We start from the raw sequence: 23,798 nt of genomic DNA on the forward strand, positions 1-23,798 counted from the left end.
ACAATAAATATTGAAGTGGAGAATAATTACTCTAAATTTGTCCTCTTATTTGATAGTTGGATTTGCCTTCCTGATACTAAACAGCTTTTTATCCAATCAATTAAAAGAGCCTATTCACAAAAGAAATTTAGAGATAAACAAATAGGTAAAAAGCAATGCTCATTTAATCTTTCACAAAAAAGCATTAACCAATTAGCTTTATTAGCAGAGCTTCAAGGTGTTCCTAAAAATCATATTCTAGAATCACTTATCAACAATAAAATACTTGAGCTAGGAGTAAAGCAATGACAATCAAGATTATTACAGGTGATATAACTACCGCTATATCAGATGCTATTGTTAATGCTGCTAATTCTCGTATGTTAGGTGGTGGAGGCGTTGATGGTGCAATACATCGGGCCGCTGGACCTGCTTTATTAAAAGCGTGTTATGAGGTTCCTGAAATAAATGGCATCCGTTGTCCTGTTGGCGAAGCTCGTATTACTGAAGCGGGAGAACTGAATGCTAAATATATTATTCATACTGTTGGACCAATGTATTACGGCCATAAAAATCCGGCACTCGCATTAGAAAACGCTTATCGACATTCACTGCAACTGGCTATTAGCCATCAGTGCCAGTCTATTGCATTCCCTGCTATCTCGTGTGGCATTTATCGTTATCCACCAGCACAAGCAGCTACCATTGCAATTAACGTCTGTAATGAAGCTGCATTTAAACAACTCGATATTAGCTTTTACTTATTTGATCAAAGCTTGGTTAATATCTGGCAACAAGCCTTAACTGCGACTGAGCAATAGCAGCTGAGCAATAACCATAGGGAATAGCTAACCGCACAATAACTGACCATGCTTACGGCGCTGTAACGTCTAAATACATTAACGGGCAAGCATCCCCTAACAGTTATGGTAAACTCAGTGATAAGTATTTGTATGTAAGCGATCGCAGCATTACCAATGTGGTTAGAAAATGATGTCCACTGCTATCTTTTACAAAAGTTTTTAGTACCCCCTTATGTACCCCATGGGGCTACCAGCAAAAATAAAGAGTATATAAATCAAATGAGTAGTCAGAGTATCCAGTGGTTCCCGGGCCATATGCACAAAGCCCGTAAAGAAATTGAAGAGGCAATGCCAAAAGTCGATGTGATCATCGAAGTGCTAGATGCCCGTATTCCTTTTAGTAGTGAAAACCCGCTGATCAAGTCGTTCCGTGAAACTAATGATGGCAAACCTGTAGTTAAAGTACTGAACAAGCGTGATTTAGCTGATCCTGAAATGACCCAACTTTGGATTAATCACCTTGAAAAAGAACAAGGTGTAAAAGCGATTGCGATCACTACCGAGAACTTAAACGAAGTAAACCAGATCATGGATCTCTGCCGTAAGCTTGCGCCACTGCGTGAAGAAGCGGGTAAGAAAATTCGTACCATGATCATGGGTATTCCTAACGTAGGTAAATCAACCATTATCAATGCCCTTGCGGGTCGTACTGTTGCAATTACAGGTAACCAACCTGCCGTAACGCGCCAGCAACAACGTATTAATTTAGATAATGGTATTTTACTGTCTGACACCCCTGGCATTTTGTGGCCTAAAGTAGAGAACCCGCACAGTGGTTTTCGTTTAGCGGCAACTGGTGCGATTAAAGATACGGCCATGGATTATATTGATGTTGGCTTCTTTAGTATTGAATACCTAATTAAAGCTTACCCTGATTTGATCAAAGCGCGTTACAACCTTGACGATGATCTTCCTGAGTCTGCAATTGAATTAATCGAAGAGATAGGCCGTAAGCGTGGCTGTCTAAAAGGTGGTGGTCGTGTTGATTTACACAAAGCCTCTGTGATTTTAATTAATGAATTACGTAATGGTACTTTAGGTAATATCACGCTTGAACATCCTGAAATGATCACTGAAGAACTGATCAATGTTGCGATTGCTGAAGAACGTAAGACAGAAGAAAAAATCAAGAAAAAAGAAGAACGCCGTAAGCGTTACCTTAAAAACAAACGCTAAGTAATAAAACAATATTTTTTTACACAAATTTTAATAGTCACTTCCATCTGTTTATTAATTTATATCTGATGAAGTGACTTTTTTTATATTTCTAATAAATCCTATGTATCAGAAAAAATTTTATTGGTTATGATTATTTTTTTTCGTACTAATGATGGAAATAGCGCCACTAAAACTCAATTACAACACTAATGATTTTAGGTTTATCTTCCTAGTTATTCATTAAAATAATAAGTGTAAGCCATTAAATAGTATGTATTTTTAACATCCACCATAACTATTAACAATATGCGATTAAACCTACCTCTAATCATTTTTTCTATATCGATAAAATTATAAATAAAAACATCATTTCGGATTAGTTTTTCTCATTTTACTCGCGCTTATATTACGTGAATAATCGCTCGGCTTTCAGTCGAAAGTAACTTAAACAGCGCTGTCTCTTATTTTAACTCTCCTCTCTTTTCTGATAGGTGAGTTTTGACGACTCTTAAAGAGTATTCCTTTATTAAAAGGGACAGATAACCTAAACCGAATTTGGATGTGGAGAGTACGGTAGTGCAACAAACTACTACTTGTCACAAAAGCAATGGCATGTTCGTGCCAGTTGCGGGACTAACTGTATTTGCAATTGCTTCAGGCTACTTAATGAGCTTGATCCCGCTATCATTAGCAAACTTTAATATTGATAATAGTTATGCCAGTTGGTTAGCAAGTATCTATTATATTGGTTTGTTAATAGGCTCATTAATGATTGAACCTGTTATAGCCAAAATAGGTCACCGTATTGCTTTTATTAGCTTTCTTGCATTATTAGCATCAACGGTCGCTGTATTACCTTTCTTTCCATATAAAGAATTATGGTTATCTGCGCGTTTAGTCGCGGGTATTGCTGTAGCGGGTATTTTTGTTGTTGTTGAATCATGGCTACTAATTGGCGATAGCGCAAAAGAGCGCGCTAAACGTTTAGGCTTTTACATGACGTCATTATACGGTGGCACAACAGTAGGCCAGCTAGCTGTGGGTTATTTTGGTGTTAAAGGGTTTATTCCCTTTGCTGTTATTATGGCATTACTGTTAATTGCTATTTTACCGCCATTACTGATCAAGCAAGGGCAACCTGATAGCAGTGGCCATCAGATATTGTCTCTAAAACAAATTTCACGCTTGAGCAAGCCGGCAATTATTGGCTGTATTACCTCTGGCGTAGTAATGGGTAGCATCTATGGCTTAATGCCACTTGCACTTAAAAAGAGTGAGCTAACAACCAACCAAATTGGTGTGTTAATGGCGGCAATTATTTTAGGTGGCATGGTTATTCAGCCTATTATTAGTAAGTTATCTATTCGCATGAGCAAAACTTTATTATTGGCATTGATGTCATTATTAGGTGTATTTGCTATGGGATTAACCTACTTATCGTCAGATTACATCATGCTAGTCAGTGCATTAGCATTATTAGGTATGTCAGCATTTGCGTTATACCCTATTGCGATTACATTAGCGTGTGATAATTTAGATTCATCTTACATTGTAGCTGCCACTCAAGTAATGCTATTTAGTTACAGTATTGGTTCTGCATTAGGTCCAATTGGTGCGAATAGCTTCATGGCGGAACAAAATGGCTTGATGGATTTCTTCTTTATCGTACTACTGGCAACAGCTATTTATATGCTATTTGCAAGTTTACAACGCAAGCCTCAAGTATTGGCAAGCTAAGTATAATCATACCCTATTAAAAAAGGCGTAATAGCGACATTGCTATTACGCCTTTTTATTATTCATTACTTACAATTTACTTCACTAATGCCGCAGCACCAAAGACACCTGCACTATCACCTAAATCTGGTTTCACAATCTGGGTGTTTAATTCACCATTAAATAAATGCGGTAATATTGCTTGTTGAGCGTGTTGGTATAAAGCATCAATGTTGCCGACACCACCACCGATAACAATGACATCAGGATCAAGCACATTGATGATCTGTGCCGCAGCAATACCAAAATAATGCGACATTCTAGCCATCGTTGCTTGAGCATGTTCATCATCAGCCGTGCGTGCAACAATTTCTGGTAATGATAATTCAACGCCAGATTGTTCAAAGTAGAACCGTTCTAAACCTTTACCTGAAATAACGGTTTCTAAACACCCTGATTGACCGCAATAACAAAGGGCGCCATTAGGCTCAATCACGTTATGTCCCCACTCTCCGGCAATACCATGGCAACCATATAAGCCTTTGCCATTGACAACAATACCCGATCCAACGCCTGTACCCATGATGATACCAAACACCACTTCAGCATTCGGTTTTACACGTTTAGCCGCACCAAAATGCGCTTCTGCTAAAGCAAAACAATTCGCGTCATTTGCCAATACCACTTGTGTATCTAATAACTGGGAAAGATCTTTATCAAGCGGTTTGCCATTAAGCGCTGTTGAATTACAGTTTTTCATTACACCATAACGCGGATCTAACGTGCCTGGTGTACCAAAGCCAATAGCAAGAGGCCGTTGCCCTAATTGCTCAGCACACCTATCGATCAGTAATTTAATCTGATTTAGAATATGGGCATAACCTTGATCGCTTTCTGTTGCTATACGCTCTCTTACTACGCATTTATCCGTACAACGCTCAATAATGGCACATTCAATTTTAGTCCCACCTAAATCAACACCCCAGTAATACTGATCCATCTCTACTCCACTGCAATTGGGTTATTTTTAGTTATTATACGAACACGTAGTATTAAATACTGCGACACTGTCGAAAAAACACTCAACCACAGCGATTATTAGCCCTATTTGAAGCAATTATTTGTCTATTTATTCGCCCATTGCGACAGAAATACATTTTCTTGCAAAATATCTCTTGTAGCGAAGCGATAATATTTTAAAGTAGCGGTAATTATCATCGATGCGCAATTTCGCGTGGTTTACAGTAGTACTTAATGAATAAATATCGTCCTTATCTTGATGTGCCACTCTGTATATCAATTCTTCTTTTGATTACCTTTAGTTCATTAACTGTATGGAGCGCAAGTAGCTTCAGTGTGCCTATTATTGAGCGTCACCTTGTTCGAGGTATGCTCTCCGTTGTTGCATTAATTATAATGTCAGCCATTCCTCCGGCAGTTTATCAACGCTATGCACCCTACTTATTTGTTATTACTGTTATTTTTTTACTAGGCGTGTTTGTTAGTGGCGACAGTACCAACGGTTCTCGGCGCTGGTTAGCCCTTGGTCCTATTCGTTTTCAGCCCTCAGAACTGGTAAAAATTGCGGTTCCATTAATGATTGCGTGGGTGTTAATAGCAGAAGCTGGACGTCCAACGCTCAAAAAAGTGTTGGTTTGCTTGATGATCACCGCCATTCCTGCTGGACTTATTTTTATTCAGCCAGATCTTGATGGTGCTATTTTTACTATTTTGTATGCTTTGTTTGTACTTTACTATGCAGGTATGAGCTGGAAAATCATTTCAACAGTACTTGGTATTATTGGCGTGACCATACCGCTAGCTTGGTATTTTGTGATGGCAACCTACCAAAAAAAACGTGTGCTACAGTTTCTTGATCCTGAATCAGATCCTCTTGGTTCTGGTTATCAGATCATTCAATCAAAAATTGCCATTGGTTCTGGCGGTATTCGCGGTAAAGGCTGGACAGATGCCACTCAAGGTAATTTAGGCTTTATTCCAGAAAGCCACACTGACTTTATTTTCTCAACGTTCGCTGAAGAATGGGGATATTGGGGCAGCGTTTTGCTATTGGGGATTTACGCTTTTATGACTTTTAGAGTGATTTGGTTAGCAAATCAATCAGAATCACCATTTTCACGCTTAGTCAGTGCCGCTTTTGCGTTAAGCTTCTTTCTTTATAGCTTTATTAATATTGGCATGGTAAGTGGCGTATTACCCGTAATGGGAAGTCCATTGCCTTTCTTTAGTTACGGTGGTTCTGCCATTATTACGCAAGGGGCAATATTTGGCATGATCATGTCACTTTGCCTACGTAAAAAATCTATTTGTGCGCCATGTAAATAAAGTCATTAATGCTTAATTTATTTAATAAAAAGCCAGCTTTGTTGATATCAACAGGCTGGCCTTTTTGTTGCTGCTTTTTTATTCACGTAAATTTTATTAAATAGCAGGCTCTTCAATAACAGCCTGTTTTAATAATATAGATTAACGCTCAGAAGCAGCTTCTGTTGCGATTTTTAATGCTGGTGATGTAATTTCTACACGACGGTTTTGCGCACGACCTTCTGCTGTTGCATTGGTTGCGATTGGGTGCTGTTCGCCCATACCTTGTGCTGTTACTTGAGCAGGGTTTGTTACGTATTTTGCTAACTCCGATGCCACAGCATGAGCGCGTTTTTCAGACAATGCTTGGTTATAAGCTGCTGTACCCGTGTTAGAAGTATAGCCAGTTACCACAATCGTTGCACTTGGGTAACGAGTTAAGCGTTTAGCCATTGGCTGTAGCGCTCTCTCATTATCTGCCGTTAATTTATACTGATTAACACCATAATCTAATGATAATGTTGAAGGTTCAATAGTCACTGTTTGCGCTACCGCAGGCGCGATAGTATCAACAACCGGCGCTGCACCCCAGTTGTAAACAAGGCTTAGACCATAGAAGTTAGTATCAAACTTATAGCTTAAATCAGTACCGCGGGGCTTTGATGCTAAATCATGATAGAACTGATATTCAAGGCGAGTAGACAAGTGATCAGTCAATTGATATTCAATACCCGCACCGACAGTGCCAACAAGATGATCATCAATATCTTTAATACGGTTATCACGGCTATGGTAATCAGTCAGCATATAACTGCCGCCCGCTTTCGCAAATAGACCCCAGCTATTATTAAGATGCCATGTCGCCTTACCTGTTAAATCAAATGCATGTAATTTTATTTTTTGGGATGAAAAATGGACTTCACCCAATGCTGTATAACCTGTCTCAACCGCAAACCATGGGGTGATGTTATAACCTGCAAAAATACCCGCGCCCCAATCATTTTGCTTCAATCCGAGGTTAGAGGCATGGCCATTCTGCTCAAAATGTGAATAGTTAGCATCACCTAAACGAACACCAACATAATAAGGGTCAGCAGGTGCAGCCTGAGCAACACCAGAAATAAGAACAGCCAGCGGTAACAGTGCAAAATATTTATTAGACATACTATTTACTTTATCGTGATTAATATTAAATAAGTTTGAATGCAATGATCTGCAAACTCAGTTAATAATGCCAAAATAGCATTTAATTGTCATAAGTAAATATAAATAAAATCATCTCGTTACATTGAATATTATTATCCGCTCACTTAATATAAATAATAGCTTACCGACTTAATATTGGGTGATAGAAATACCTATTTCAGACGCTATCTGTTGCAGTTGTTCCTCGGAATCTAACTTCACTGACCAGTTTAAACCACTGCCAACAGCTGTGATCACATTTGCACCACCAATTAATGTTAGTTCATCAACTTGTGCTTGCATCATTATTCGGCAACTGCCATCAATACGAATAACAACTTCATGTTGCGTTGCGATAATTTTACCTTGAGAAAAAGTGACTATCATTTTATTTACTGCTTTTTATGTTTTAAAACGGCCATCGTTAAACGGCTAGTACACACTAAACGCTGACGTTCATCACAAATTTCAATCTGCCATACTTGTGTAGTCGCACCAAGGTGTAATGGTGTTGCTTTACCGGTAACAAAACCACTACGAACCGCACGAATATGGTTCGCATTAATGTCTAAGCCCACACAATAGTATTCACTACTAACGGCAAAGTTTGCTGCTAATGATCCTAATGTTTCAGCTAATACGACAGAGGCGCCACCATGCAACATACCTAATGGTTGATGCGTGCGTGAATCAACAGGCATCGTCGCTGACAGTGATGAATCATCAACAGCAACGTATTCAATCCCTAAGTGCTCAACTAATGTGTTTTTAGAGGTCTGATTAAAAAGTGCTAACGTAAACGGTCGTTGCCAAATCGCCATCATATTCTCCGCTTATTTATTATATGTAACAGCCAGTGTTTTATTTAATTACTATGATACCACTCTCCGGTTAAGTCAGAAAAATGATACTTTAATAATATCATTCAGCTATACCAATTAATAAAGTTAATCACTTCAAAACGGCTGTTGAGAAAAATCATTAACCAATAAAATTTCAATTAGTTATGATATAAAAAAAGCGCCAATTAGGCGCTTTTTATAATACTATCGACAGTTATTTATCGATTAATATTGAATAAACAATATTATTGAGCAACAGCTTCTACTGCTGCTTGTTCAATTTCAAAACCAGGAGTCGTTACATCAGCACGACGGTTTTGAGCACGACCTTCAGTTGTATCGTTAGATGCAACTGGATCTAGCTCACCACGACCTTCAGCAGATACACGGCTTGGGTCGATGTTGAAATGTTGTGTTAAGTACGTTGCAACTGTAAGTGCACGCTCTTCAGATAGCTTTTGGTTGTATGCTTCTGCACCAGTGCTGTCTGTGTGACCAATAACAACAAGTTGTGACTCAGGGAAGTTTACAAGACGCTGTGCAATTGGTTCAAGACGCTGCATGTCTTGCTCAGATAGCTCGTTGCTATCAAATGCGAATGGCATTTCAGCAGAGATTGGCTCAAGTTGAACAGTTGATGCTTCAACAACTTCAGCTACTGCTGGAACAACAGCTGCTGCTGCACCCCAACCGTAAACAAGGCTCACACCGTAGTAGTGTGCATCCCAATTTAGTTTAGTATCGCCTGGCTTCACTTCCATATCGTGGTAGTACTGGTATTCAGCACGAGCAGAAAGGTCATTTGTGAAGTGATATTCAGCACCAAGACCTGCTGTAGCGATTAAACTGTCGTCACGATCTGAAATGTTGTTATCTTTGTAACGAGAGAACTGCCATGCACCACCGACTTTAGTGTAAACATCTAAAGAATCTGTAGCTTGGTAAGTAAATTTACCAACAAGATCGATAACTTGCTGTTCAATTTTACCAGCGTCATGATGGTCATCATTCTTAAGAGTTACTTCGCCTAACCAAGTGTAACCAGTTTCAACAGCAAACCATGGTGTTACGTTGTAACCCATGAAAATACCACCAGCAAAATCATCTTTATCGATTGAAAGAGATTGATTTGGGTTTGAGTGTAGATCGCCTGTTTTCGCATCGAAATCAGAATAATGAACACCACCAGCACGAGCACCCGCATAGAATGGGTTTTCTGTTGCCGCGTTTACTGCACCTGAAACAAGAAGTGCAAGAGGTAAAACTACTAGATTCATTTTAGACATTATTTATCCTTTATTATATTTGTTACCACTACTGCTGTTTTTCGATGTCTCAACATAAAAATATAATTCACGACCATATTTTTATCTTTAAGTTCAAAAAACAAAATTAAATTTAGCAAAAGAAAAAATAAAAATCCAGAATAAATAAATACCATCAACACATTAAAACAGTAAATTCATGATAATAAATGATTTAATTGGATATCGTTTTTCTATATTTATTCAAATCACACAAATAATATTTTTTAAGGTATAGAAAACATTGCTGCTGTCACTATAAAACACAGTAATCATACCGAAATAAAATAACAAAATAGACACAATAAAATCAAAAATCATCGCATATCAATAAACAATTAAACATAGCATCAACAAAAATAATTCCTATCGCAAATGCAATAAATTGGCTTTTAATAGGATTTTATTTTACTACTATTTCTCTTTACCCGATTACAACGTAAAATAGTTTCTCTTATCCATTCAAAGGATTTATTGTTCATGTCTTTATTAAATAAATCCTTTTGTTGTTTTTAGCTGATTTACGTGTTCAAGTATGATGAATTTAATTGAAAGTAAAATGACATCCTTGCCCGACTCAAATTTACCAACAACTGTGGGTATTATTGGTGGTGGCATAGCAGGATCAACTATTGCACTTCGATTAGCTGAACAAGGTATTAATGTTCAACTTTTTGAGGAAGGAAAAAGCCTAGTTAATGGTCCTCCAATTTGCCACTTGCATGCAGGTGGTAATCTTTATCGTGAAATATCAGATCAACAATGCATAACGTTACTCAAGCAATCTATTGATACGTTACGTGTTTATCGCCACACCTCTAATATCAGACCAACCGTTATAGCGATCCCCTGTAGTGATGCAGGTAGCCCTAATGACTTATTACCCCGCCTGACGTTATTACAACAAACTTACCAAGCGCTTGTCGAACAAGATCCTAAAAACGCTGTACTTGGTGAGCCAAAAGATTACTTTAAACTATATCAACGTCATGATTTAGAGCTCCTCGCATTACAAGCAAACCCTGAACATCCCCTAACACCCGATCAATGGATGATCCCTGTCGCTAAATCGATTAATTTAGATCAGTTCAAATATCCATTAGTCATGGTGCAAGAATATGGTTTAAGTGTCTTTAGAATTGCAGCCACTTTAACCCTCGCATTAAATAAGCTGACACAATGCCATGTGCATACCAATAGCAAAGTGGTTTCTTTAGTCGAATGTAAACAAGGCACTGGCTGGCAAGTAAATTATCAAGATTCTACGGATCAACCACACCAAGTTAATGTTGATTATTTAGTGAATGCTGGCGGTTACCGTACCGGTACCATTGATGATTTAGCGCACATTCCACGTCAGCGCATGGTTGAATTTAAAGCGGCTTATATTACTCACTGGTCACAATGTGATGCACAATGGCCAGAAGTGATTTTTCATGGTGAGCGTGGTACACCTAATGGTATGGCACAATTAACCCCATACCCTGATGGCTATTTTCAGCTACATGGCATGACACAAGACATCACACTGTTTAAAAATGGATTAGTGTCATCAAATGCAACCAGTGCTCAGCCTCAGCTAGATGCATCATTTAAAGAGAAATTGCAGCAACATTGGTCACAACCAGAGATTGAACAACGCACTCAACGCGCAATTAATCACATGGCGCAGTTTGTGAATCATTTTGAACAAGCAACAGTGGGTGGAAAGCCATTATTTGGCGCGCAACAAATACCTGGAAATGATCCAACATTACGCGCTGCCGATGTTTCTTATTCTCATCAGCGCTATGCGCGCTCTGAAATTGTGAAAGCATCATCTGCATTATCTGTTGCTGATGCTATTGTTGATCAGTTAGCAGCATTGAATTTAATTTCACAACCTATACTACAAACTCGCGAAAACGAATTTCCCGTATCTCAGCTGCTAAGTCTACACGATATAGTGACTTATGCAGAAAAATTAGCGGCTGAACGTGGTTTTCCAACGTCACTTGCTCGCCCTATTGGCCACAATATAAAATAGCCTCCAATAACAATAAAAGTAGCTGCTAACACAGCTACTTTTATTATTGATAACCTACATAAAATCCACTTTATTTTTTACCAATTTCAGCATTTATGACCGTTAATGCCTGCTGTTGAGAATTTAATAACGCTTGCTTATCTTTTAATAATTCCAATTGCTGATCATAGTTATCACAATCTTTTTGTGAGACCCAATTCCAGCTATTACCTGATTTAAATTCATCACATGCTTTTTTAAAGCCTTTTGCCGCTTGTTTTAACTCTGCAATATTGGCTTGCGTAGCTTTAACATTGGCTTGCATTTCAGCTTGGCGTTTAAAATACTGCTGAGATTTATCAATAACCACTTGTTGCTTGGTCGTGGCTGTTTTTAACTTAACAACTTCAGTATTCAATTTCTTTTTGGTTACTTCCAACTTTTGTTTGGTTGCTGCCAATTTTTGTTTTTTCTCGGTAAGTAAAGTCAATTGAGCTGAAAATTCCTTTTTTTGCTTATCCACTAATTCCGTCATTGCCGTTAAGTCTTTTGTTGTTTGTTCTAACTGCTGACTTTGCTTTTCATTATTTATAACCAACAATTGATTTTGTTGTTCACTCTTTTTAAGCTTTTCTGTTTGTGACTGTACATTCTGCTGACAAGTCAATAAATTTGGAGCACTGGTGCTTTTTTCAATTTTCATTCCGACACCACAACCAATAACGCCACCAGCAATAAGCGCTAAAAGAGAGAATAACAAAGGGGTTTTGCTTGTTGTAGTAGACATAATCACTTTCTCCATTTTATTTTTCGGATTAAGAACAACTAATACATTTAACTATTGATGAGATTAACATTTTACTGATGATAAATTGTTAACTCCCTATCAAATAATGTTATGTCTTTGGAAAAAAACTTTAATAATTAATAAATTCAGAGAAATTCTCGGTCGATTCTCAATATTAATAATGTGTTTCAACCATAATATCTTGTGAGATTATTCAATAAAAATAATCCAACCAAACTAGGATTAAACTAGTTGGTTTTAATACACAATATAAGCAAAGGTACTTTTTATGATCACACCATTAATCTTTTTAACTGTGTCGGCATTTTCATTACCTTTGCTTGAAAACTCAACCTATAGTCAAACCGAAACACAATGTACACTCACGGTCAAAGAACAACGCCTGCAAGATAATATTGTATTAACCATGTCGACCAATAGAAATAACCATTATGACATTAAAGTCTATCATCTCAACAATCTGCAAGCGCCATCTCGAGGAGAATTAACCCAACATGCGATGGATAATATCGAATCACATCAAAAGTTTAATTATGTCGTGGATCACAATTTATTTAAGCGCGTAGACGATAAAACTGTTATTTATACAACAACGATTGCAAATGATGTTAATAATATCAGCCCACAACAATTTGCCGAAGCCTTTAAAGCACACAGCTACCGTACAAAGTTACATATTAAAGGATTAAACCCACTCACTTTTATTGCAAGTCAACGCCAAGCCAATGCTTTCTTTCGTTGTGCTGAACAACAAATAACGACATTAGCAAAGCGTTAATGATCAGTATCATTGCCAATAACGAGTATGACTCATAATTAACAACAGTTATCAGCCTAATTTTAACACCAGATCACTGTCTTTTATCCACCCTTGGCGGCGCATAATATATGCAACAATAACAGTGATCAGCGCAGGTAGAATAAAGTGCATTAATACAATTAACCCGTAAATATAACTACTGCTTAGACCCGTTTGTTCCATTGCGATTACTGTTTGAATCTGCCCGACTAATCCTGATGTCCCCATTCCAGCGCCAAGTGGCGTATTTTCCATGTGAAACACAACAGTCGCAATGGGACCAAGTATTGCAGAAGCCACAATCGGAGGGATCCAAATCTTATAATTCTTAACTATATTTGGCATTTGTAGCATCGAAGTACCGAGTCCTTGAGCAAAAATACCTGCCCAACCATTTACGCGATAACTCATGACCGCAAACCCTACCATTTGTGCAGCACAACCGACTGTTGCCGCACCGGCAGCTAAACCATTTAAACTCAGCATAATAGCAATCGCGGCACTACTAATAGGTAATGTTAATGCCATGCCCATTAATACCGCGACTAATGCTCCCATTAACAACGGTTGTAGTTGAGTGGTAGACATAATCAATTGCCCAAATTGAGTCATCACAGCCCCCACTAGTGGGCCAATCCAACTGCCAACCATAACGCCTACTAATACAGTTACTGCAGGTGTCACTAAAATATCAACCTTTGTTTCACCTGCAACCAATTTACCGCATTCAGCAGCGAAAATACTGGCGACATAAGCACCAACAGGCCCACCCATCGCCGCACCTGCTGCACCTGCAATCGTTGATGAAAACAAAACTAACGGCGGCGCTTTTAAGGCATAAGCGATAGCCACACCAATGGCTGGCCCCGTCATTTGTTTTGCAATTGGCCACAAGACATCACTCAATAGCGGAATAGAAAATTTAATCCCAATCGTATTTAAAATAGAGCCAATCAATAGTGATGAAAATAAACCTAGTGCCATAAAGCTCATTGCATGAATAAAATAGCAATGAAAAGAAATAGTGATATTTTTAGAAATAAGGAACTGATTAGCTCGAGTAAAAAAGCGTGATAAAGAAGACTGCATTACAACAAAGGCCACATAAAGAATTCAATAGTGACAGAATTTTACCTTAGCGCGTCAATAAACACAGTCAATAAGTGATTTTTTTTGATCATTTCAGCCATAATTAACACTCACATAATGCATTCCTATTTAGCACCTTTGACACATAAATTATGTAACTGTAACTTGATTCACATTCGGTAACTCTAACGTCAGCACAAACATCACTAAAAGTAGATCATTATAATTTACCCGTTAGTGGCATTTATTTACTGTTATACCTCTTGTGCTTACTAGGAATACATATCATGCCTTTACTACAATATCAGCCACTGTCACATTGTCATGATAGTTCTAAATTTCAATATTTTAATAAGAATTTAACCCCTATTGCAGCCTTAATCGGTTTGTCGTTAAGTTTTCCTCTTGCTGCGGCACAACCCCAATTAATGCTGGCTAAAACCTTATCCAATGATCAATTAAATGCAGCACACTATAGTGATGACAATCAAATTCATGATATTTTCACGGTTACTGATTATTTGGTAAGCGAAAAATTAGATGGCGTTCGTGCCTATTGGGATGGACAACAACTGCTGACGAAAACAGGCAATATTATTCATGCACCAACATGGTTTTATGCCAACTTTCCAAGCACACCATTAGATGGCGAGTTGTGGATTGAACGTGGTCAGTTTCAAGCATTAACACGTATTGTGCTTGATGATAAACCTGATCATCAAGCATGGAAAACTGTCAATTATATGGTGTTTGATCTTCCTCATAACAGTGCACCATTTAGCGAGCGTTACCATCAATTACAAGCATTAATAGAGCAACAACGCGATCAAAACAACCAGCCACTAAAGCATTTACAATGGGTTGAACACAAGTCACTCGATAATTTAGCAATCTTAGTGCAATGGCTCGATATTATTAGCAGTCATGATGGAGAAGGCTTAATGCTGCACCATAAATCTAATAATTATACGTCTGGCAGAACTGAGCATTTATTAAAACTCAAAAATCATCACGATGCAGAAGCAATAATTATTGGCTATGAAGAAGGCAATGGTAAATACCAAGGTATGATGGGTTCTGTTTGGGTAAAAACAGCCTCTAATAATACTTTTAAAATTGGATCAGGGTTTAACGACCAACAGCGACAGTCACCACCAGCGATAGGTACAACGATTCAATACCGTTACAACGGCTATACCGATAATGGAATCCCTCGTTTTGCGCGCTTTATTCGAGTACGAGACAATCCTGATAGTTAATAAAATCAATCCTCATAGGTATCAATTGTAATTTCCTATGACATTTATTGTTACACTATTTACCTTAAAATACAGATTAAGCCATTGATTAGTTATGGTATCGTTTTGTACTAATAATCATAATTTTTACAACGAATGGCTTATAATGACATACCTATTTAACGGTTTTCGCACTATCACAACCGCTATACTACTCATGAGTGCAATCGGCACTAATGCTTACGCTATGCCAAAAGGTGATGCTAGCAAAGGAGAAATAAAAACACCAAGTTGCCGCTTCTGCCATGGTAGTAATGGCATTGCCCCACAACCAAATTATCCCAACCTTGCCGGTCAACAACAGCAATACCTGTATGATGCAATGCTGGCTTACACTAATGACATGCGTAAAGGCCCAATGGCAAGCATGATGAAAGGTCAGCTACAAAATCTAAGCACACAAGATCTGGCTGATATTGCGGCTTATTATTCGGAAATGAAATAAACGTTACCGCGTTATCTAATGCATATCATTCTTAATCGTTTCAAATTGGCACAAATATTCAGATAATTCTGCAACCTGACGTGCCAATTCTCGATTAAGCCATAAATAACCATAATAACTGATGTCAGTTCGACTATCTGCACTTGGGGCTAATTTAGGATATAACGCCAAAATCTCTAGCTGACTTTTATTGATCACCATTAAAGGCTTTTGAGCTGATAATAAATCTTCACCACATTGTTCACACATTAGTGATAACTGTTCTTTTGCTTGTGATAAAGCCCGTATTTCTTGTACTTTTTCTTTGCTGTATTGATGTCGCCATTGCGTCTGAATAATATTCTCAAATAAATTAAACATTCTTACCTGGCAAGCAATTGCTTTTTTAACGGGTAATTTCATTGCAGGAGATTCATGACCAATACTTGATTCTAATGAAGTGATTTTATTTAATGTTTGTCGTAATTGAGATAACGGTATTTCACGATAAGCATCATCACTATTAACCAGCGCATTATGCTCAGAATAGTTTTGATGAAATAAGCGTAAGAAATCACCACAGGCTAATTTGAAATGATCGGTTGCTTTAGCCGGAAACAAATATTGACTCGCAATGATCGCCACTAACCCACCCCATAGCACATTAGTCGTACGCCATAATGCAATATGTAAATCCCCGGGGCCACTACCTGCAACCAACACCAATGTCACTGAAGTTAAAATCGCACTGTAGGAGTATTTTCCTAGAGTAAAGTAAAGCGACACACTGAGCATTACAATCAATGAGCCATAATGCCAATAAACATTATCGACAGGAAAAAAATACAACGACAGGCCTAAAATTGCCCCAATAGTGGTACCAAGTATTCGTTGACTGGCTTTATCTGACACTTCACCTGAATACTTAGCTGACATCACAACAATAATAGTAATTGGTGCCCATGTGCCATAGGGTAATTTAAAAATAATGTCGACTGAAAAAGCAATGATACAAGCGATAATAATACGCAGTACATGAAACAAGCGCATGTACTTAATAATCTGTTGGTGTAAGGTTTTCATTTGGTGTAGCTACCACACACATGTTTAAAACAGATATCAATAACACATGGTTTTCAAAATCACCAGCAGCACAAAATGGATTCTAGTAACCACCAGTGCATAAGTTATCACTGCAAAAGCCAACTTAATCACATCAATGTTGTTTAATAGCTGTTTTAATACAATCTATGCATTTTTTAAAATCAACTTATCATCACGATCTTTATCGATCTATCACACGACACAGCACCATTGATGATTATTCACTCAACCTAACAATGAAACCTTATTTTGATGAACAAAAATCATTATCGATTGTGGTGGTTTGTGATAGCCTAAATCAATACTTATAAAGATAACGAGTAACCCTCATGAAAATTTTCAGTAACTTCGAAAGCGGTAGCATCAATGTTGTTAAAGCTGAGAGCAAAGACGACATTCAACTTAGTATTCCTAACGATAACCAATCTGAACTACATCAATGGTTTCACTTCCGTTTAGAATCAGAAGCTCAACAGCCGCATACTATCAAGTTATTAGATCTAGCTAACTCAGCCTACCCTGAAGGTTGGAATGGTTATGATGTTGTAGCTTCTTATGATCGTGAAGAGTGGTTCCGTATTCCTTCAGAATTTGATGGTGACAACTTAACGTTCACTGTTATTCCTGAAAATGAATCAATGTACTTCGCTTACTTTGCACCGTACAGTTACGATCGTCATCAAGATCTATTGCACCTTGCACAAAGCCATTACAACTGCCGCCTAGAAACATTAGGCCATACTCTTGATAATCGCGATGTAAGCCTATTGGTGATCGGTGATGAACACGCCGCTGATAGCGAAGAAGCACCAAAGAAAAAAATCTGGGTAATTGCACGTCAACACCCTGGTGAAACCATGGCTGAATGGTTTGTTGAAGGCTTAGTGCAACGTTTGTTAGATGAAACTGACACTGTTGGTCGTGCCCTATTAAATAAAGCGGTATTCTATGTTGTGCCTAACATGAACCCAGATGGTAGCGCACGTGGTCATCTACGCTTAAATGCAATCGGTGTAAACCTTAACCGTGAATGGCAAACACCGTCACTAGAAAATAGCCCTGAAGTTTTCTACGTACGTGAGAAAATGCTAGCAACTGGTGTAGATATGTTCCTCGATATTCACGGCGATGAGGCAATCCCATTTAACTTCGTTGCTGGTTCTGAAGGCATTCCATCATACGATGCGCGCCTTGAAAATCTTGAAAATAAATTCAAACAAGCGTTATTAACAGTAACGCCAGAATTCCAAGACGAACACGGCTACGGCAAAGATAAGCCCGGCGAAGCGAACCTAACAGTAGCTTCAAACTGGGTGGGTGAGCAATTCAACTGCTTGTCTTACACTGTTGAAATGCCATTTAAAGATCATAACAATCAGCCAGATAGCCTATACGGTTGGTCTCCAGAGCGTAGTATTGGCTTTGGTCATGACACCCTAGCAGCAGTGCTTGCTGTTACTGATGATCTTCGTTAAGGCTGATTATTGCTACTTATAATATTAACGGCTGCCTTTGGGTGGCCGTTTTTTTAGTCGGTGATTGGGGATTTATGGGTATAGCATTCTCTCAGCTAAATATCCGTCATCTCGGAAGTCGAGGAACGAAGCTATCCGTGATCTACTCAACGTGTAATTGAGCCTTAAAGACACCAATGAAGTACGTTTAATTTTATCGTAAATATAGCATCGCTATTGAATGAAATTTATAGGTGTTCTATCTTTTTGCCAAGGATAACGCTCGACTTCTTTTCAGCACCACCCTTCATGACATTCGCAATATTTACTTATATAAGGTTTGCTCGGGCTTGTCCAACACTTCGGATAGGTGTCGGCTGCGCGACACATATCCTTATCTGTTATAAGCCGACAGCTACATTGTTAGCTGAGAATTTCTTTACGATAAACGAGTACAGTTAATACTATGAAGGTAAGGAAGCTAACGACGCCCCTGATATCTGTCATATTCTTCACTTCACTATTATAACTTTTAGCACAGCGAGTATAGACCGCATGAAGATCATCGAAACGAACTAGGAACTGGTTAATTTCTTGCAACGCTTCAGTATTGTCTTTTCTTACGGCTAAGTATGGATCTTGCATTAGATCTCGAATAATCTCCAATCGTTCAACCATTCCATCGACGTTGTACTCACCATTTTCATTCTTTTCCGGCTTAACACTATATATTCTCTGATGTATACGCATAATAGCATCTGGTCTTTGGCTTAACCTTTCAGTTAGTGAAGGATATTCTTGGACTAACTTATTATATATATCTTTTGAATCATCAATGAATAAACACTGATCTGAATTAGTATATTTAAGAGATGCAACGATATTATCAGACATCTTCTCAATCGACATTAGAACAGGCTTGGAAGATATAAGGTTATACAATTCTAACATTTGGCTATGGTATTCACGCAAAATGACCATATATTCATCATTAACGGTTTTTTTCCCAGTTTCTATACTAAGCTCCGATATCAAATCTTTATCATGAATATATAAATTCATATTTCGCAAGTTAGAATCTAAGTCACTTTTAGGCTGATAAAATTCAATATCCTTGTCCATCATAGGCTTAGGGATATCAAAGATCACTTTATCTACCATAAATTGTGCAATGTAAAGTGCAGCAATCCAACTAAAAAGCTTAATTCGTGGTTTTTTCTTACTTTGTTCCATAATATTTACAGTTATCTAATAATCCCTTTCCATTCAATCATATACAAAATGTATATGCAAAAAATGCTAAACATAAGGCTTATAACATTTGTATAGTGCGCATGCGCGTTTACCTCATTAGACCAGTAATGAAAAAACACAGGACACCCATATCTTTATTTTTGAAATTTCAACACGCTGTAAGTAGATTTCCAATCGCCCTCGCGGGCATTTACTGTAGGGAATGACGGAGGGTTGGCACTGTATTCTCTATTTAAAATAGATGGGTATGTATACGGCATAATAAATATTGACGGTTATTATTAACTGTCACATCTAATAAATTTTATGGCTGTCCATCTTTTTATTTAATTATCACAGGGTTCAGTGTACTTTTTAGCACATCATAATGTTTTTGGGGGTCTCCTTGAGCTTCTGTCCTATTGTTACAGACTCTTCCATCAGCAAAATCACGAGCTTTAGATTCAACAATTTCCCGACTATCGCCTTCAAAGAGTACAAACGCTAATTCGTTAGGATTTTTATCAAATAACGGTCTAAATTTTTGGTTAAACGTTGATGTTTGTTCTCCGTGACGATTAGGATTTGTAATTATTTCAAAAAGATTTTCTCGAGAAGTTGCCAGTAAGAATTGTTCATTTCCAGTACAGTAGCTTTTCTTCTTTGTTACATGTATTAGTACCATCATTTGATATAACATAAAGATTCCCTTTCTTATTTCGTTATGGCGCAATATAAATAAACTTACAAGATTGTGTGTTTTTAGCTACCTGAGTTGAAATTATAGCCCCACAACTCATGATGATATAGTGACATAAATAAATAGAAATAATGTTAAGTAATCACAATTTTAGCAAAACACCGAGAAAACACAGGACACCCATATCTTTACTCTTTAACTAGATTCCCTATCGCCCTCGCGGGCATTCACTGTAGGGAATAACGGGGGGTGGCACTGTATTCTCTATTTAAAATAGATGGGTATGTATACGACATAATAAATATTGACGGTTATTATTAACCGTCACATCTAATAAATTTTATGGCTGTCCTATCTTTTTTTTAAGCACACACCATTGATTTTAAGTGCAAGGTGTTGAGAAATAACCTTGGATCAGCAATCTTATTCAATATTGATTGAGGCGGTAAGCAATCATCATCAACGTAATCGACATAATCAGCTGCTGAGTCAAAGACCAAAATATCCAATGCTAAACGATCTAAACCGTACAACCCACGGTGGATCATATCGGCTGAAAACACCAATAAGTCACCCGCAGCTAATCCAATTTTTTTACCACCAGAGATGCTGTCATAGCTTACTTTACCATTTTCTTCTTGGCGAACATTGTGTTCTTCTTCGTTGTCCCATCGCTTGTGTGTGCCGGGAATAATTTCCATACCAAGCTCATCAAATAAAGGCACGCGAAGATGTAACACTTGCGTTTCTAATATGACTTTCATTTGGTCTTTAAGATCATAATCATATTGACAGTCACGATGCCAAAAGTCTTTTTGTTGCGGATTTACGGGGTTGAAGAACAGTTGTGTATTCATAAATGCAGGATTTTCAGGTATCACAGTATCAACAACATCCATGATCTTTTTGGAGCTGATGAAGTCAAAAAGTACCGTTCTATCATCGATGGGTAAATATTCACTGCCCGTAATTAAAGACGAATTAAATGCTTCTTCATGATAAAACTCTGTATTGTCTGCTTTCCACAATTCATGGAATTTCAACACCACTTTTCTAAGCAATGAAATCTGAGCTTCATCGAAATAATTTCTAATCACAAAGTAGCCGTGTTCATCATAATGGTTACTTAATTGTTGGCTGTTTTCTATCACTGACTACCTTCACACTCTCGGTACCGTTTACTGACGACGGTATTCTTGGGCGCATAATGCCAGACTGGTGGTATTCAACCAAGTAATAAAATTACCAATAAAAACACTAAAACACAGGACACCCATATCTTTACTTTAAAATTCCATCGCATCTAATAAAACTTATGGCTGTCCTATGTTTATATGTCTAGACGCGAAATATATTACGGACGTATGAGAAGCCACTACACTATAGACATAACAAAAAACGGCCACCTGAAGAGGTAGCCGTTTGTTAGTGTCATCTAATAAATAACAGATAAATTAACACATCTAATTATTTTAGATTCTGCTCAATCAACACTTTTGTATTATCTAGCCATTCATAGCGTCGACGATACATTGCACGTTTAGGGCGTGAAATATCTTCGGGATTACGACGAATATCTTCAAGCGTTAGTTGATATAAATGCTCATCAAACTCAGTTGCGCCTAATGCTAACCAATGCTTATCGTAATCCATCTTGATTTTTCCAGTAGCATAACGCTTTGCTGAATAGGTATGAGCACTATTCTTTATAGCAAGCAGTGTGTCTACCTGCCAAGCATTAGCAAGCAGTGTGACCATTTTAATCATTAAATCTTTTGGACGTTGTCCGAATAATGCTTTAGTCAGTAATTTTATTTTTTGGTTATTTTCAGGGCTACTCGCAGGGCCTTGCAAACCACCGATCACTAATTGACGCTTCCCTTTTACATTCCGAATCGCAAATGTCAGGGTATAAAAATTTTCATCAACATCATTAAAGAGCGTTAAGCTCATATCACCCTCTTTTTGATAACGAGAGTAATATGCTAACTTAAAACAGTAATCAACATCATCTACAGTAAAGCTACATAATGTTAAGCCGTTACTATCCCTGTAGATACCATTACGAATATGTTCAGGTAATTGAGAGACAAACTTAAAATGCTCTACAACAAATTTTGCGCGTTCAATAGAATTTGTTCCATAAATTACATAAGGACGGAATGGCTTTTCTAAAAAACGAAGGTTACGTTGGCATAAAGTATCTAGCAAAGAAGGATCTATTTCAGAGGTAATATGCTGGAAAGCTTTATGGTAGTACATCGCACGAAGAATAAATTTTACTCGATAGCGCCATAATGGTGAATATTTACCTGCAAGACTATCTGGGTAAATTAGCTTAGCATGATTACTAAGAGAGATATTTGACTTTGTCACACCGTTGATTCTTATATGGAATATTTAGTATACCATTATCTGCCATCCATAATTTTTATCAATTAAATTATCTCACAAAGGGATGGTATGCATCATATTTACTCAGCTTGAACCTATATAACAGAAATAAACAAAGAAAATTACGGTTTGGTAATCATTTTCATACTAATTCCATTAAAATTCTAATCTGTATACCTCATTTTCTAATCGTAACGGCTTAGAAAAATAAAAACCTTGAAAATATTCAACACCAAGCGATTTAAGTAATGCTAAGGTTGTTTCTTTTTCTACACCTTCTGCAAGAATTTTGAAATTAAGACTCCATATAAACTCAAATAAAATTCTGACTGATTGAAGTAATGACGGATGTTTTTCAATGTCATCAATGAACTCTTTATCAATTTTTATAAAACTAATATTTTGCAGATTTATTAAACGTCTAATTGAAGAATAGTCACTTCCAAAGTCATCAATACTCACACTAATGCCAATAGAGTTTAATAAAGTAATATTATTATTACAGATATCAAAATTTATGATTTTATCACTCTCTAATATTTCTAGTTCAATATTTAAATTTAATTTTTCAATAATATCTATATTTATTTTACTCAATAATATTTGATCTGACATGAATTTAGCACTAACATTAATAGAAACTATTTTATCTATCACATCTTCATCTGATATTTTTGACAAACTATCTAGAACACTATTAATAACAAAATAATCAAAGTTATTATTTCCATCATAAATTAAAGAATCAGGAAAAACTAAACCACCATTAATATTACTTCTCAATAATGCCTCATATCCAAACAATAAGTCATTATAATATTTAGGCTGATACATAAAAAATACGTTATCATGCATATGATTATCACTACAATCTATTTAAATATCATTAATTTTGGATTAATATATACCAAAAACACATAAATAACCATAAAACAATCACCAAAATAGATAAAAGATAACGTTAATATTAAGATGTAATAAAAAACAGGATATTTTATTTTTTCATTAACCTTAATATAAATATATTTTATATCAGTAGATAGTAGTAATCTAAAGTAAATTATCATTCATTACTTAGTTTTCGACGTGTAAATAGCGAGAAGACATTCAGCAAACAT

General features: G+C 37.1%; 23 protein-coding genes. 10 read left to right on the forward strand and 13 right to left on the reverse strand.

Going from position 1 to position 23,798, the window contains the following annotated elements; translation table 11 throughout:
* Positions 1–15 precede the first annotated feature (15 nt).
* From VXS03_RS13365 to VXS03_RS13380, 4 genes are all read left to right on the forward strand, one after another.
* Positions 16–288, forward strand: coding sequence for a hypothetical protein (locus VXS03_RS13365; protein WP_327764260.1), 273 nt, complete (start codon positions 16–18; stop codon positions 286–288).
* Complete coding sequence (locus VXS03_RS13370; protein ID WP_327764261.1) at positions 285–800, forward strand: macro domain-containing protein; 516 nt, start codon at positions 285–287, stop codon at positions 798–800. The genes VXS03_RS13365 and VXS03_RS13370 overlap by 4 nt, the downstream gene beginning before the upstream one ends.
* 261 nt (positions 801–1,061) lie before the next feature.
* Positions 1,062–2,018, forward strand: a complete 957-nt coding sequence (gene ylqF / locus VXS03_RS13375; RefSeq protein ID WP_327764262.1) for a ribosome biogenesis GTPase YlqF — start codon at positions 1,062–1,064, stop codon at positions 2,016–2,018.
* A gap of 558 nt (positions 2,019–2,576) precedes the next feature.
* Positions 2,577–3,737, forward strand: coding sequence for an MFS transporter (locus tag VXS03_RS13380; RefSeq protein ID WP_327764263.1), 1,161 nt, complete (start codon positions 2,577–2,579; stop codon positions 3,735–3,737).
* 76 nt (positions 3,738–3,813) lie between these two features.
* Here VXS03_RS13380 and VXS03_RS13385 read toward each other — a convergent pair whose 3' ends face one another.
* The gene (locus VXS03_RS13385; protein WP_327764264.1) at positions 3,814–4,716 is read right to left on the reverse strand and encodes an ROK family protein; all 903 of its coding nucleotides are present in this window, start codon (positions 4,714–4,716) and stop codon (positions 3,814–3,816) included.
* Between the two features lie 254 nt (positions 4,717–4,970).
* Here VXS03_RS13385 and rodA point away from each other — a divergent pair, with 254 nt between their 5' ends.
* Complete coding sequence (gene rodA / locus VXS03_RS13390; RefSeq protein WP_327764265.1) at positions 4,971–6,062, forward strand: rod shape-determining protein RodA; 1,092 nt, start codon at positions 4,971–4,973, stop codon at positions 6,060–6,062.
* A 141-nt stretch (positions 6,063–6,203) separates the two neighbouring features.
* On the opposite strand, the gene VXS03_RS13395 is transcribed toward rodA, so the two are convergent.
* The 4 genes from VXS03_RS13395 to VXS03_RS13410 all read right to left on the reverse strand — a co-directional run bounded on the left by VXS03_RS13395 (position 6,204) and on the right by VXS03_RS13410 (position 9,354).
* The gene (locus VXS03_RS13395; protein WP_327764266.1) at positions 6,204–7,205 is read right to left on the reverse strand and encodes an OmpA family protein; all 1,002 of its coding nucleotides are present in this window, start codon (positions 7,203–7,205) and stop codon (positions 6,204–6,206) included.
* A 171-nt stretch (positions 7,206–7,376) separates the two neighbouring features.
* Positions 7,377–7,613 (reverse strand): DUF3389 domain-containing protein, encoded by a 237-nt coding sequence (locus tag VXS03_RS13400; protein WP_327764267.1) that lies wholly within the window; start codon positions 7,611–7,613, stop codon positions 7,377–7,379.
* Positions 7,614–7,618: 5 nt separating this feature from the next.
* A complete protein-coding gene (locus VXS03_RS13405; protein WP_327764268.1) occupies positions 7,619–8,047 on the reverse strand; it encodes a hotdog fold thioesterase in 429 nt (142 codons plus the stop codon).
* Positions 8,048–8,313: 266 nt separating this feature from the next.
* On the reverse strand, positions 8,314–9,354 hold the full coding sequence (locus tag VXS03_RS13410; RefSeq protein WP_327764270.1) for an OmpA family protein: 1,041 nt from the start codon (positions 9,352–9,354) through the stop codon (positions 8,314–8,316).
* A 577-nt stretch (positions 9,355–9,931) separates the two neighbouring features.
* Here VXS03_RS13410 and VXS03_RS13415 point away from each other — a divergent pair.
* Positions 9,932–11,398, forward strand: a complete 1,467-nt coding sequence (locus tag VXS03_RS13415; protein ID WP_327764271.1) for an NAD(P)-binding protein — start codon at positions 9,932–9,934, stop codon at positions 11,396–11,398.
* Between the two features lie 70 nt (positions 11,399–11,468).
* Here VXS03_RS13415 and VXS03_RS13420 read toward each other — a convergent pair whose 3' ends face one another.
* Positions 11,469–12,164, reverse strand: coding sequence for a hypothetical protein (locus tag VXS03_RS13420; protein WP_327764273.1), 696 nt, complete (start codon positions 12,162–12,164; stop codon positions 11,469–11,471).
* Positions 12,165–12,453: 289 nt separating this feature from the next.
* Between VXS03_RS13420 and VXS03_RS13425 the strand changes: the two genes are divergently transcribed.
* Complete coding sequence (locus VXS03_RS13425) at positions 12,454–12,963, forward strand: hypothetical protein (RefSeq protein WP_327764274.1); 510 nt, start codon at positions 12,454–12,456, stop codon at positions 12,961–12,963.
* Positions 12,964–13,014: 51 nt separating this feature from the next.
* Here the strand turns inward: VXS03_RS13425 and VXS03_RS13430 are convergent, their stop codons facing one another.
* Entirely contained in the window at positions 13,015–14,073 is a 1,059-nt protein-coding gene (locus VXS03_RS13430) for a PTS transporter subunit IIC (RefSeq protein WP_327764276.1), read from the reverse strand.
* 287 nt (positions 14,074–14,360) lie between these two features.
* On the opposite strand from VXS03_RS13430, the gene VXS03_RS13435 reads away from it, so the two are divergent.
* A complete protein-coding gene (locus VXS03_RS13435; RefSeq protein ID WP_442957450.1) occupies positions 14,361–15,332 on the forward strand; it encodes a DNA ligase in 972 nt (323 codons plus the stop codon).
* A gap of 175 nt (positions 15,333–15,507) precedes the next feature.
* Entirely contained in the window at positions 15,508–15,816 is a 309-nt protein-coding gene (locus VXS03_RS13440) for a c-type cytochrome (protein WP_327764335.1), read from the forward strand.
* Positions 15,817–15,831: 15 nt separating this feature from the next.
* On the opposite strand, the gene VXS03_RS13445 is transcribed toward VXS03_RS13440, so the two are convergent.
* Positions 15,832–16,878: an FUSC family protein gene (locus VXS03_RS13445; RefSeq protein ID WP_327764277.1), complete on the reverse strand. Its 1,047-nt coding sequence runs from the start codon at positions 16,876–16,878 to the stop codon at positions 15,832–15,834.
* Positions 16,879–17,228: 350 nt separating this feature from the next.
* Between VXS03_RS13445 and VXS03_RS13450 the strand changes: the two genes are divergently transcribed.
* Positions 17,229–18,374, forward strand: a complete 1,146-nt coding sequence (locus tag VXS03_RS13450) for a M14 family metallopeptidase (RefSeq protein ID WP_327764278.1) — start codon at positions 17,229–17,231, stop codon at positions 18,372–18,374.
* 402 nt (positions 18,375–18,776) lie between these two features.
* Here VXS03_RS13450 and VXS03_RS13455 read toward each other — a convergent pair whose 3' ends face one another.
* The 5 genes from VXS03_RS13455 to VXS03_RS13475 all read right to left on the reverse strand — a co-directional run bounded on the left by VXS03_RS13455 (position 18,777) and on the right by VXS03_RS13475 (position 23,535).
* Complete coding sequence (locus tag VXS03_RS13455) at positions 18,777–19,586, reverse strand: hypothetical protein (RefSeq protein WP_327764279.1); 810 nt, start codon at positions 19,584–19,586, stop codon at positions 18,777–18,779.
* A gap of 343 nt (positions 19,587–19,929) precedes the next feature.
* The gene (locus VXS03_RS13460; RefSeq protein WP_327764280.1) at positions 19,930–20,286 is read right to left on the reverse strand and encodes a hypothetical protein; all 357 of its coding nucleotides are present in this window, start codon (positions 20,284–20,286) and stop codon (positions 19,930–19,932) included.
* 362 nt (positions 20,287–20,648) lie between these two features.
* Positions 20,649–21,437: a phytanoyl-CoA dioxygenase family protein gene (locus VXS03_RS13465; RefSeq protein ID WP_327764282.1), complete on the reverse strand. Its 789-nt coding sequence runs from the start codon at positions 21,435–21,437 to the stop codon at positions 20,649–20,651.
* 316 nt (positions 21,438–21,753) lie between these two features.
* Complete coding sequence (locus VXS03_RS13470) at positions 21,754–22,662, reverse strand: VirK/YbjX family protein (RefSeq protein ID WP_327764283.1); 909 nt, start codon at positions 22,660–22,662, stop codon at positions 21,754–21,756.
* A gap of 174 nt (positions 22,663–22,836) precedes the next feature.
* The gene (locus VXS03_RS13475; RefSeq protein WP_327764286.1) at positions 22,837–23,535 is read right to left on the reverse strand and encodes an EAL domain-containing protein; all 699 of its coding nucleotides are present in this window, start codon (positions 23,533–23,535) and stop codon (positions 22,837–22,839) included.
* Positions 23,536–23,798: the final 263 nt, after the last annotated feature.

This window comes from Photobacterium sp. S4TG1 (assembly GCF_036040035.1).
Classification (GTDB): domain Bacteria; phylum Pseudomonadota; class Gammaproteobacteria; order Enterobacterales; family Vibrionaceae; genus Photobacterium.